The 12,963-nt window shown below is 47.7% G+C and carries 8 protein-coding genes and 1 pseudogene; 7 read left to right on the forward strand and 2 right to left on the reverse strand.

The genetic code is table 11. The features are described from left to right. The 7 genes from EAO37_RS05765 to EAO37_RS05795 all read left to right on the forward strand — a co-directional run bounded on the left by EAO37_RS05765 (position 1) and on the right by EAO37_RS05795 (position 11,547). Positions 1–543, forward strand: coding sequence for a HyaD/HybD family hydrogenase maturation endopeptidase (locus tag EAO37_RS05765; RefSeq protein WP_120952289.1), 543 nt, complete (start codon positions 1–3; stop codon positions 541–543). Further along, positions 543–2,093, forward strand: coding sequence for a protein hydE (locus EAO37_RS05770; RefSeq protein ID WP_240451744.1), 1,551 nt, complete (start codon positions 543–545; stop codon positions 2,091–2,093). Before EAO37_RS05765 ends, EAO37_RS05770 begins: the two co-directional genes overlap by 1 nt. A 16-nt stretch (positions 2,094–2,109) precedes the next feature. Beyond that, positions 2,110–5,343 (forward strand): hypothetical protein, encoded by a 3,234-nt coding sequence (locus tag EAO37_RS05775; RefSeq protein WP_120952295.1) that lies wholly within the window; start codon positions 2,110–2,112, stop codon positions 5,341–5,343. A 95-nt stretch (positions 5,344–5,438) separates the two neighbouring features. Continuing rightward, a complete protein-coding gene (gene dcm, locus EAO37_RS05780; RefSeq protein WP_120952298.1) occupies positions 5,439–6,356 on the forward strand; it encodes a DNA (cytosine-5-)-methyltransferase in 918 nt (305 codons plus the stop codon). Then, on the forward strand, positions 6,340–6,720 hold the full coding sequence (locus EAO37_RS09275) for a hypothetical protein (RefSeq protein WP_162982971.1): 381 nt from the start codon (positions 6,340–6,342) through the stop codon (positions 6,718–6,720). The genes dcm and EAO37_RS09275 overlap by 17 nt, the downstream gene beginning before the upstream one ends. 664 nt (positions 6,721–7,384) lie before the next feature. Further along, the gene (typA, locus tag EAO37_RS05790) at positions 7,385–9,184 is read left to right on the forward strand and encodes a translational GTPase TypA (RefSeq protein WP_120952301.1); all 1,800 of its coding nucleotides are present in this window, start codon (positions 7,385–7,387) and stop codon (positions 9,182–9,184) included. A gap of 23 nt (positions 9,185–9,207) precedes the next feature. Beyond that, complete coding sequence (locus tag EAO37_RS05795) at positions 9,208–11,547, forward strand: ribonucleoside-diphosphate reductase subunit alpha (protein ID WP_205589533.1); 2,340 nt, start codon at positions 9,208–9,210, stop codon at positions 11,545–11,547. Here the strand turns inward: EAO37_RS05795 and EAO37_RS05800 are convergent, their stop codons facing one another. Further along, on the reverse strand, positions 11,548–12,261 hold the full coding sequence (locus EAO37_RS05800; RefSeq protein ID WP_120946109.1) for a hypothetical protein: 714 nt from the start codon (positions 12,259–12,261) through the stop codon (positions 11,548–11,550). Next, positions 12,261–12,963 (reverse strand): annotated as a pseudogene (locus EAO37_RS05805) (N-acetylmuramoyl-L-alanine amidase); the annotation flags it as partial. The pseudogene EAO37_RS05805 and the gene EAO37_RS05800, both read right to left, overlap by 1 nt.

The following is a 12,963-nucleotide window of genomic DNA, read 5'->3' on the forward strand; positions in this document are numbered from 1 at the left end:
GTGGATATTTTGGTGCTGGGGGTGGGCAATATCTTGCTAGGCGATGAGGGCGTGGGGGTGCATTTATGCCACCAATTAGCCCATAATTACGATTTTACCTATCCGCATAAATTGGAGTTTATGGACGGGGGCACGCTCGCCCAAGCCTTGATCCCTTGGATTGTGCAATACGATCGCCTCTTGATTTTAGATTGTGTGAGTGTAGTAGGCGCGCGCGTGGGCGAAGTGTTTTGCTTTGAATTTGAAAATATCCCCCCGCAAATTACTTGGGCAGGGAGCGCGCATGAGGTGGAGATGTTACAAACTCTAAGACTCACCGCCTTAATGGGCGATTTGCCCCCTACTAGCATTATTGGGCTTGTGCCCTCCATTGTGCAAGAGCAAACAACCTTTGAGCTCAGTGTTGGCATGTTGGAGGGCGCACAGCGCGCCAAAGAACACGCGCTTAAACTCTTATCTGAGTGGGGCGTGCGCGCCACCCTCAAAGCCCAAGCGCAGGATTTACAAGAGATTGCGCACCATTCTTATAAGAAGGCTTTGTGATGGTTTTTGTGTTTGATTTTGAGTTGGTAGGGGAGTTTGGCGCGCGTATGAGCGCGTTATTTATGGACTTTCTAGCCCACCATGCCCATGCGCTTAACTTGTCCTATGCTACTTCTTTAGAACATTTCTATATAGAGGCAACTCCAGAGCAAGCTAAGGATTTTGCCCAAATTTTAAGCAATCGCCTCCCCCTCTCTTTGAGTTTGCGCTTTGTGGGTGTGCGCATTAGCCAAGAGGGTGTGGAGTGGCAAAATCAAGATAGGGCTTGCGCGCCCATTGGTGTGCTAGAAGAGAGCAAGGCTTTAGAGCAGGGAAGCATAGAACCCTATCTTAGTGCCTTCATCTACCACAATCAAGAATGCGCTACCCCCACCCAAGTGCAAGCCGCCTTAGAGGACATGGGGCGTATCTTGCAAGAGGGGGGGGCTCTTAGCGTGCAGACCTCTAGGGGGCTTAAAACCCTCTCTTGCAAATACATAGAGGGGGCTAAGGTTTTGTTTTTAGACTTAGCCAGTGTGCTTTCTCTAACACGCATGGACACCAAAGGCGCGCAAGCCCTATGCACCTTTGAAAAGCCCAGCATCATCGCCACGCTTAAAGAGGTGTTTGTCTCAGAGTTTAAGAGTTTAGAAATTTGTGCGTGTCTGCCCTATGATTTTGGGCTAGCCCTCTTGGCACGCCACTTGCTCAACAAGGAGATTTCTTATCTCTTCTGCCAAGATAGCCAAAGCGATCAAAGCGATTTAAGCTACACCTGCACGCTGGCTAGTGCCCCTGAGCGCACTTTTAGCGTGGCTAAAAATGGGCTTTTATTGCCCCACACGCGCACCCAAATGAGCCCCACTTTAGAATTTGTCAGCCAAGAAGCCCCCAAAGAACCCCATTTGCTTTTGTATTTGAGTTTTGAGCGTCCTAACTGTTTTTGGGTGTATGATGAGAATTATAAGGAGCTTATGCGCCTTAGTTTGCCAACTTGCCCTAGCGCGCTCATCAAGCAAGTCCAAAGCAATGCTAAGGGGCGCAAACTCTATGCTAACTACCAAAAAGCCTACCCGGAGTTATGCGCGCGCTTGGAGCAAGAACCCCCCATCTCTACCTCTAGTGCGAATTTGCTAGACTTTTTAGCTGGATTAGCCCAGCTCTTAGGGCTAAGTAGCACGCATGACACGCGCGCGCTTTTTACCCACGCTAAGGCTTTCTTGCGCCCTAAGGGTCCTCATATTGACTTCAAGCTCACCAAAGACCCCCCCAATCTCAACCCCACCCCCACACTCAGAAGCGCGCTCAGTTACACGCTAGGAGGCACGGACGCGCCCACTATGGGTTTTGGGATTTTGGATTCTTTAGCGGAGTTTTTAGGCAATGTGATTTATGAAGCGCATATTAAATTTAACTTAGATAAAGTCTATCTGTGTGGCGATGTCTTTTTAGAAAAAGTTTTTTTAGATCTGTGTTTGCAACACTTCCCCAAAGAATGCGCCCAAGTCTTCCCTTTAAAGTATATGGATTACCACACAAAAAGCACATGCGAACAAGCAGCACAATCCTAAGATTTCATCTCTCCTCATGCATAAAACCCTGACACGCGCGCTTTTGGCATTGTTATTACTAGCCTTTGTGCTAGGTATATGGCTCATCACGCGCACCCCTGCTAGCCCTCCCCAGTCCCCTAAATGGAGCTTGGATAGAGGCGTGTTTTTAAACGCCTCACAAGAGCTTTATAACTCCATGTTGGGGGCGTTTAAAGAAACCACTAAGGGGATGCTATGCCCTAAGGGCTTTGATCCAGACATCTACTCCGTGGATATGGTTAAAAAATATGCCCCCACTTGGATTAATCTAGCTAGTAGCATGGTAGATGCGCTCCCCACGATCAAAGCCATCCAAGCGCAGTTGCCCCCATCTCTAGCCCAAGAGATTAGAAGTTTTGAGATTTTGCATGCTATTGCGCTCATGCGCTACAAATTGCCCAACATGAATTGCTATGAAGATCCTAGTTTTTACACGATAATTGGAGATCCTCAAATCCAACCCCTCCACACAGAAACCTTTTTAGAAAATTTTTCTACCAGTTTGGAGGTGGTCTATCTCCTACTCATACAGGCGTTCAAACAGGACTTAGATTTAAAGGCGTATCTGCGCTTTTTGGGCGAAAAGTCTGGCATGCCCGCTTTTTTAAACGATTTGGACGCATATTTAAAGAAAAATAAAATAGATGCGCCCCAAAAGGGCACTTTTAGCGCACATTTGCAAGCTTTGCAATTTAGCACGCGGGCTTACCTCTTTAACGGAGAACAAAATTCATGGGATGGCTATGGGAGTGTAGGGGGCTTAGGTAGGTATGAGAGAGATAGTTATTATTCTGAAATTAATCAGCCTTTAGGTCTGTCCTTATCCAGCATGCGATCTTTAAGCCATGCCTATCTCTTTGCTATCCACGCGCGCCTAGAGGGGATCACTGGAGGTAGCTGGGAGATAAGTCCCATGCTCGAATATAGCTTACCCACAATGGTACAAGATTTTTTGCATAATTTTCGCTTAATTGCTTTCAAGCAACCCTGCCTCTATCTCACTCCCCAAAACACAATCCAAACCTTCCCCTCCAAAGAACCCCTTTGCCAAATCCTCAAGGACAACCTCCCCAATGTCAGCGCGCCTTTGCCTAAGGGTTTGCTACAAGCCCTCCAAAACGCCCAAGATTTTCTCATACAAACTTTCAATGATCACGAGGATAAGGGGATTACCCTTGCACAGATCAAACCCGCCCTAAGCCAACATCTACAAGCCATTATCCAAGCCACCCCCCTACTAGCCCCCCTTAAAAATAAAGAGTGGGATCACCTGCTAGATTACACACAATCCCAGCTTTTAACTCTCTTGCAAGCTTATATGCGCAAAGTCAATGAGATAAGTGGCGATCTCCACCGCATCATACGCCCCGCTACCTTCATCGCACAAGACTATTTACACATGCTAGATTTGATCTACCCCCCTTTGCTCCAAGCCAAAAAGCAAGGGCTTGATCCTAGCTTGTATTTAAAAGCCTTGCAAGTTTCTAAACCCCTGCAAGCTAGACCTTGTAAAAACCTCTGTAACCCCACCCCTGATATTGCCTCTAGGGCGTATCCTAAAGATTTAATGGGCATGGGTTTAGCCCAAAAATTGGCTTTACACCAAAGAATAGTCCCCAAGCCTTGCAATCGTAACTCTACTGATTATTGTATAGAGTGGGACGATCTCCAATGGGATATCGCTAGCCAATGGCTTAAAAGGATGGATACACACACCCAAGAAGTCTTTCAATTATGGGATTTGCACGCTAAGAGGCGTGTAGAAGCGTTTTTATACAACCAAGAGTTTTATATGGATAGTATCCAAAGGTCTGAGCTTATTTCAGGGGAGCGTTTGCGCGCTAATCCCACCCCCTGCTTTGCTCCCCAATACTTGAGAGAACAGAGTGTGCAAAATTGCCAAAATATCTTTAAAGCCCAGAATTTTAACCCCCGCTATTTTAAGGATTACATAAGAAGTGTTAGGCTTTTAAGCATAGGCAATAGCCCCTGCTTGTATTTGGATGCTGAGGAACAATTAAGCGGTTTTGACTCCAAAGAGCCCGCATGCCTTGCCCTGCAAGATTGGGCACTCTACACCCCGCCCCAAGAGCCCACTTTACCCGCTACATTCTTACAAAACCTAGATTCTATGCACACCCAGATTCGACATGCCCTGCAAAATGCCCCCTGCAAGCAAAATCGCACCCTTAAACCCCTCCTCCCCAGCTTAGAACAACAAGCCCAAAATGCCCTAGAATCCCTACCCCTATTTGCGCATTTTAAAACTACACTAGAGAAATACGATAAATACAGCGATGTTACCAACTTAAAACAGCTCAGAGAAAGCGAAGCTGTCGCCTTAAAAAAACACATGCAAACCCAAGCGATCGTCTTTCTCTTTGCCCTTTTGGAGGGTAATTCTGCTCCGTGCCAGCAAAACCCCCTCTCTATCCAAGAGATCGCCCAAACCTTGGTGCGTGTGCTAGACTTTCTCTACAAACCCCTGCGTTACCAACCTCTGCTATCTGTCTATGATGCCTCTGAATATGTGAGTTTTCTTGCCAAGCGTGCCAAGGATAGACCCCAAGCCCAATGGGCGCGTATTTTAGCCCCCCTTATGGATGCGCATAAATTTGAAGAAAACAGCTACAATGGCAAACGCGCCCACGCGCTTTATCAAGATTATAAAATCGCTTTGCTAACCTATCAAATGGTGCGCGAAATCCCCACGGATGTACTAAGTTGGGATTTAGCCACAGCCTTTAAAGAGTCCATCTCTTTAGAGTTTCAAGCAGGGCATGTAGGTCCCCTAGACCTCTCGGCTGCAAGTCTTGCTAGATTCTTTGAGCAAAGAAGTCCATCGGGCGAGCTAAAGTTTTTTGCCCTCCAGCGCATCGCCCAATTCTTAGAGGGCTTGGAGGTGGTTTTAATGGATCAAAACGCTGAGGATAGCGTGTTTTACTTGCCTAAACACCCTAGCGCGTGTTTGCACCCTGAATATCTGCGCTCCAGCACCCAAGCACAATGCGTGGCTATGTTTGCCAAGCAAAATTACGATGTGGCTGCTTTGAAAACCTATTTAGATAGGTATAGGATGATAAGCATTAGAGGGACACCATGCGTGGTTTTAGATTCTGGGCAAATGCCCCAGCAAGTGCGCCCCTTGAGCTCCCTAGATAGTCTGTGTCGTAGTTTGAGTAAGCCCATCAGCCAGCGTAATTGGTTTGATGAAAATGAGGGGCAGTAAGTAGTATGAGAGGCGCGCAACACATTGTCCTAAATATCGATGATACCAGTGCCTAGCTCTTGAAAGCAAATACATTAATCAATTATAATAGTGCTATGTTGGCGTTTGTAGATTTATTTGCCGGTATTGGGGGGTTTAGATTGGCCTTTGAACAAGCCGGGGCGCGCTGTGTCTTTTCTAGTGAGATTAATCCTTTAGCCTGCCAAACCTACAAGGCTAATTTTAAAGGTAGCCCCGCGGGCGACATTACTCAGATTCAAGCCACAGACATCCCTACTTTTGATATTCTTTGTGCGGGCTTTCCCTGCCAATCCTTTAGCATTATGGGCGCACAAGGGGGGTTAGAAGATGACAGAGGCGCGCTATTCTTTGAAATTGTGCGCATTCTAGCCCACCACAAACCCCTAGCCTTCTTGCTAGAAAATGTCAAGCAACTTTGCACCCACCAACAAGGACACACCTTAAAAACCATCTTAGACACTCTGACAAGCCTAGGCTATAGCGTGCGCTATGGTGTGCTCAACGCCCTAGATTTTGGTATCCCCCAAAAGCGCGAGCGGCTGTTCTTGGTGGGCTTTTTAAACCCCCATTTAGCTAACGCCTTTAGCTTTGACTTCCCTAAAATCCCCTATGATTTAAACAATGCGCTAGAATCAAACCCCCCGATCTCTAGCCTAGCCTCAGAGTATATCCGCGCTAAAAGAATGGCTAGCGTGCAACATAAAAGGGTGTTTAGCCCCTCTGTATGGCATGAAAACAAAAGCGGGAATGTGAGTATTTTAGATCACGCCTGCGCGCTAAGGGCAAACGCTTCGCATAATTACCAATTGGTCAATGGTGTGCGCCATTTTACCCCTAGAGAACTCTTAAACTTAATGGGTTTCCCCAAAGACTTTAAAATCGTGGTAAGTCCTAGGCATTTGCGCGCCCAATGTGGCAACTCTGTTTGTGTGCCCATCGTTAAATCCCTAGCGCAACGCCTAGTAAGTCTCTTGTATGCCCAATGCGCCTAAGTTAAGGGACAATCGCCCTCTTAGGGGGCTCAATGTCTTTTCTAAAGCTTTCATTGTGGATTTAGCGGGGCATTTGATCTATTGGATCGCGCTTAAGGGAGAAATTAGTGGCGATGATTTTGTACGCGCTTTGGGCGAGGCTTTTAAAGTCCCCGTACATTTTAGTCCTTTGGGTTTGCTAGACTTGCAAAATGGTAAGGTAGGCTATAGCGCGAAAACAATTAAAACTAAAGCCCCCTTTGCGCTAAAAAGCGCACGTTTGATCATTGGAAGGGCTAGCCCCCTATTCTTACCAAATGCCTTAGCAAGAAAATTTAGCCCAAACGGGGCAAGCTCTATTAAATATCTACAATACGCGCATTAAGATCGCTTTGCACGCCTGCACGCAATTAAGGCAAATAGTCTTAGTGCGCTCTTTGGACTTAAAAAACTTTCTCTTGTTTGAACAAGAAATTAAACCACTTGAGAATAACTATACTTGGGAACTCAACGCGCGGGGTAATTTGATCGCGCGCGATACACAAGGCGCGCACTGCTTTACTTGGCAACCCCATGGCTCCCAACTCACCCAAATAACCCCAATCCCCCCTAATGCCTTAAAATTCAGCCTTAAAAGTCCCCCGCCCTTAGAATGTACAACCCTGCTTAAGCACATAGGTTTTAAGCGCGATTGGGTACGCATTTTTGAAGGGACTCTATAGCGCGTTGCAAGAGAGCTTAACAAACCTTGGAACACAAATTGCCCCCAAAGTGCGGGGGTTTGGGTTTTTGAGGCAGTGAAGGGGGATTAAACGCGCACAAAGGGGCGTTTGGGCGCGCCTGTGTAGGTGGAGGTAGGGCGGATGATGCGGTTGATTAAATTAGCCAAATTTAGATAACGCTATGTCTAAAGCACGCTTCTCAACCGACCTTAGCATCGGGTGTTGGACTACCGCTCAGATTCAAAAACCCTCGCTCTTTCGAGATTTTTTCGCTCACCCTTTTAAGTAATTTTTGGTTATACTCCGCCTTTCAATGAAGGATTTTTAATGCAAGAGATTAGAAACATCGCCGTTATTGCGCATGTTGATCATGGAAAAACCACTTTGGTGGATGGTTTGCTCACCCAGTCGGGTACTTTTAGCGATCGTGATAAATTAGATGAGCGCATGATGGATAGCAACGCCCTAGAGAGAGAGCGCGGGATCACTATTCTTTCTAAAAACACGGCAATCCACTACAAGGGGGTTAAAATTAATATCATTGACACCCCCGGACACGCCGATTTTGGAGGCGAAGTGGAGCGGGTGTTAAAAATGGTTGATGGAGTGTTGCTACTTGTAGATGCCCAAGAGGGCGTGATGCCCCAGACAAAATTTGTGGTTAAAAAAGCGTTGGGCTTTGGATTGTGCCCTATTGTGGTGGTCAATAAGATCGACAAACCGGCCGCACAACCAGATAGGGTAGTGGACGAAGTATTCGATCTCTTTGTGGCGATGGGAGCTAGCGATGCGCAATTAGACTTCCCTGTGGTCTATGCTGCTGCGCGTGAAGGCTATGCGATCACAGACCTAAGCGCAGAAAAGAAAAATCTAGAACCCCTCTTTGAAACCATTTTATCCCATGTACATGCTCCCAGTGGCTCCTTAGAAGACCCCCTACAAATGCAGGTTTTCACTTTAGATTATGATAATTATGTGGGGAAAATTGGTATTGTGCGCGTTTTTAACGGGCGGGTGCGCAAGGGGGAAAGTGTGTTACTGGTAAAGAGCGATGGGTCAAAAGAAATGGGCAAGATCACTAAGCTCATCGGTTTTTTAGGCTTGGCGCGTATGGAGATTGAAGAGGCGCGCGTGGGGGATATTGTAGCGCTTGCTGGTTTTAATGCTGTGGATGTGGGCGATAGCGTGGTAGATCCCAATAACCCCCAACCCCTAGACCCCATGCATTTAGAAGAACCCACCATGAGCGTGTATTTTAGCATTAACGATTCGCCTTTGGCTGGCTTGGAGGGTAAGCATGTTACTGCCAATAAACTCAAAGATCGCCTGCTCAAAGAAATGCAAACCAATATCGCCATGAAATGCGAAGAAATGGGAGAGGGCAAATTTAAGGTCAGCGGGCGTGGGGAATTGCAAATCACGATCTTAGCTGAAAATTTACGCCGCGAGGGCTTTGAGTTTAGTATATCCCGCCCTGAGGTGATTGTTAAAGTAGAAAATGGCATGAGATTAGAGCCCTTTGAGCACCTAGTGGTTGACGCGCCTGAGGATTTTGGGGGCGTGGTGATTGAAAGACTGGGCAAGCGCAAGGCAGAAATGAAGGCGATGAATCCCATAGGAGATGGGTATACCCGCTTGGAATTTGAAATCCCTGCGCGCGGGCTCATTGGGTATCGAGGCGAGTTTTTAAGCGACACTAAGGGCGAGGGAGTGATGAATCATTCTTTTTTAGAATTTCGCCCCTTTAGCGGGAGTGTGGAGGCGCGCAAAAATGGCGCGTTGGTGAGCATGGAAAATGGCGAAGCGACCGCGTTTTCGCTTTTTAATATCCAAGAGCGTGGCGCGCTCTTTATTGTGCCCCAGACAAAGGTCTATGTGGGCATGGTGATTGGAGAGCATAGCCGAGATAATGATTTGGAGGTCAATCCCATTAAATCCAAGCACTTAACCAATATGCGCGCTAGTGGTTCAGATGAGGCTATCAAACTCACCCCTCCTAGAAATATGGCTTTAGAGCGCGCGCTAGAGTGGATTGAAGACGATGAAATTTTAGAAGTTACACCTTCGAGTTTGCGAATCCGTAAAAAGGTGCTAGACCCCACTGCGCGGCGGCGCGCCAAAAAATGAATCTTGTAGGAACACACATGAAAATCAAGATGGTTACCAAGCGCGATGGGCGTGTTGAACCCTTAGACACGCGCAAAATCCACAAATGCATCCAAAGCGCGACCCAAGATTTAGAGGGGATCGATGGCGCGCAGTTGGAATTAGAAACACATCTCTTTACAGATAAGATGAAGACTAAGGATATTGTCAAGGCTTTGATTCACAAGGCACTAGATAAGATCGACACCCACGCGCCTAACTGGAGCTTTGTCGCCGCGCGCTTGTTTCTTTATGATCTCTACCACCGCGTCAATGGGTGCATGCACTATCAAAGCCTGCAAAGCTATTTTCAAAAGGGCGAAGGAGCCGGGCGCATTGTGGCGGGCTTTAAAGAGAAATTTGATTTGCATTTGCTCGATAAAGCCATCGTGCCCACGCGTGATCTGCAATTCAACTATCTGGGCATTAAAACGCTTTACGATCGCTACTTACTCAAGGACACACAGGGACAGCCCATTGAATTACCCCAACACATGTTCATGGCGATCGCGATGTTTTTAGCCCAAAATGAAAACGACCCGGACGCGCGCGCCCTAGAGTTTTACGAGGTGTTGAGCAAGTTTGAGATGATGTGCGCCACGCCCACGCTGGCAAACGCGCGCACCCCCAACCACCAACTGAGCTCTTGCTATGTGGGGAGCACCCCTGATAATATTGAGGGCATTTTTGAAAGCTACAAGGACATGGCTTTGCTCTCCAAATACGGGGGGGGGATTGGCTGGGATTTTAGCCAAGTGCGCTGTTTGGGGAGCTATATTGATGGGCATAAGAGCGCGAGCGCGGGGGTGATCCCCTTTTTAAAGATTGTCAACGATGTGGCAATCGCCGTGGATCAGCTGGGCACACGCAAGGGGGCGATTGCGGTCTATTTGGAAATTTGGCATAAAGATGTGCTCGAATTCATCGATTTGCGCAAAAATAGCGGGGATGAGCGCCGCCGTGGGCATGATCTCTTCCCCGCGCTGTGGATTTGCGATCTCTTTATGGAGCGTTTAGAACAAGATGGGATGTGGACGCTACTTGACCCCTATGTATGCGCGGATCTCACGCAGTGTTATGGAGAGGAGTTTAACCAAAAATACCTAGCCTATGAAGCCAATCCAGAGATTCCCCAAGATAAAATCAGAGCTAAAGATCTTTGGCGTAAGATTTTAACCAACTACTTTGAGAGCGGGTTACCTTTCTTGGGCTTTAAAGACAACGCGAATCGGGCTAACCCCAACGCCCATGCGGGCATTATCCGCTCTTCTAACCTCTGCACGGAAATTTACCAAAACACCGCCAGTAGCCATTACCGCGTAGAGGTGCGCTTTGAAGATCAAAGCGTGGCGTTTTTTGAAGAGGAGGATCGAGTCTGCACGGACGCGGGCATTACAAAAAAGGCGAATAAACTCTGCAGTAATGACTCTTTAGGGGGTAGAAAAATTTTTATGACTCAAAAGAGCGCGCTGGGGGGCGATGTGGCGGTGTGCAATTTGGCAAGCATTAATCTTAGCAAGGTGCATAGCGATAGCGACATCGCGCGCGTGGTGCCCATTGCGATGCGCATGCTAGATAATATTATCGATCTGAACTTCTATCCCATCGCCAAAGCCAAACACGCCAATTTGAAAAGCCGTGCGGTGGGCTTGGGCGTGATGGGGGAAGCACAGATGTTGGCTTGCGCGCACATTGCATGGGGGAGTGCAGAACATGTGCAAAAAATCAACCATGTGATGGAGAAAATTAGTTTTGAAGCCATTAGCGCTAGTTGTGTTCTAGCCCAAGAACGCGGGGCTTATAGCTTGTTTAAGGGTTCAGCGTGGAGTTGTGGGGTCTTTCCTATGGATCATGCGCGCGGAAATTTCCCCGCGCCTAGTTGCGATTGGGAGGATTTAAAAACACGCGTCAAGCAATACGGTTTGCGCAATGGCTACTTAATGGCGATCGCGCCCACGAGTTCAATCTCTATTTTGGTGGGCACGACCCAAACCATCGAGCCCATCTACAAAAAGAAATGGGTGGAAGAGAATTTAAGCGGGTTTATCCCTGTGGTTGTGCCCCATTTGAGTTTGGACACTTGGAAGTATTACACTTCGGCTTACGATATTGATCCCAAAAAGATCATAGAATTAGCCGCTGTGCGCCAGCGTTGGATCGACCAAGGGCAGAGCTTGAATCTCTTTTTGCGCATCGAACAAGCCCATGGGAAGCTTTTGCATGAAATTTACCGCTTGGCATGGCAATTAGGTTTAAAATCTACCTATTATCTACGCACCCAAAGCCCTAGTTTAGAGGACAAGAGCGTGCTGGATCGCTCCCTAGAGTGCCACCATTGCCAGTGATTAGGCAAAAAGCGTGCGCACACTCTCATGCATCCACTCTCCTACCCACGCTAACACCCCCAACCAAAAGAACGCCGCACGCGCGCTTGCCTGTTCTACAATGACGGGCGCGCACAGCATGAAGATCACCAACCCCGCGCACAGCACGAGCAAATTGGCGTATTCATAAGAGCCCAAGTATTCCTTGCGCCGCATAACCAACCCCACAAGCCCTAAGAGCGCGCCAACAAAAAAGCCAAAATCCAACCCCACACATTGGGGGTATAGATAGCTTTGAAAAGCGCATGCAAAGACCCAAATAAGACAGGTGTTAAAAGAAGGCGCAAAGCGCAAAAACACCCCCACACGCGCATAACGAGTCCACAGCCCTATAAGCGTGCCTGCCACCAAAGCATACCCCCCCCAAAGATAAAACCCATGCGCGCCTAGCAAGCTCAAATAGATAAAGCCCACACAACACCCCAAGGCGGCAAGCTTGGGGGCTAGCACATTGTGCGCACAAGCGCGCACAAAGTAAAAGAGTGAACCTAGCGCACCCACAATGTACATCGCCTGCACTAATAGGGGGTAAAAACGCGCGTTCAACAGCGCGAACAATTGGGAAAAGTCGTGGTTAAAGCGCGCGAATAACAAAGAGAGGGCGTTGCATACAGCCAACACAAAGAACACAGACGCCACAAAGACCTTATAGGGGTTGGTTTTTTTAGAAAGCATTAAAAATTCTTGCTTACGAAACTATCGATGCCATTGGCGATCCCCTTAGCCAAATTCTGTTGGTAGGCTTTGTTTTGGATGCGCTTGGATTCAGCGGGGTTGGAATTATACCCGATCTCAATGAGCACAGAGGGCATGAGCGCGCCAGCTAGCACCCAAAAAGGACCCTCTCTAACTCCCCCATCGACCACATGTTTATAAGTGCGGCGTAACTGGCTTAAAATCCCAAACTGGATGTCTATGGCTAGCTTGTTAGAAGTGATGAGTCTTTGAGAATTGAGCGAATTTAAAAAAGAGAGTTTGGAGAAATAGTCCATAACCTTCACATCGTCTTGGTTTTCTTGCTCGGCGACTTTGCGCGCACGCTCACTTCTAGCGGTGGAGAGAAAATAGGTTTCCACCCCTTGAGGATTGGTAGGGGAGTTCTTAGGGATGGAGTTGGCATGGATGGAGATGAATAGATCGGCGTTTTTGGCGTTGGCAAATTCGGTGCGATCTTTGAGGTTGATATACGAGTCGCTCTTGCGTGTCATGAACACGATGTAATGGCGTTTTTGCAATTCTTGTTCTAAGAATTTGCTACGGCTAGCACGATCCACTTCTCGCAAGTCCCATTGACTCCGCGTGCCCCACAATCATGCCCGCCATGCCCAGCGTCTACGACCACCTTAAAGCGTTTTTGGGGGGGGCTGGGGGGTGTTG

It is taken from the genome of Helicobacter sp. L8 (assembly GCF_003660355.1).
GTDB classification, from domain to species: Bacteria; Campylobacterota; Campylobacteria; order Campylobacterales; family Helicobacteraceae; genus Helicobacter; species Helicobacter labacensis.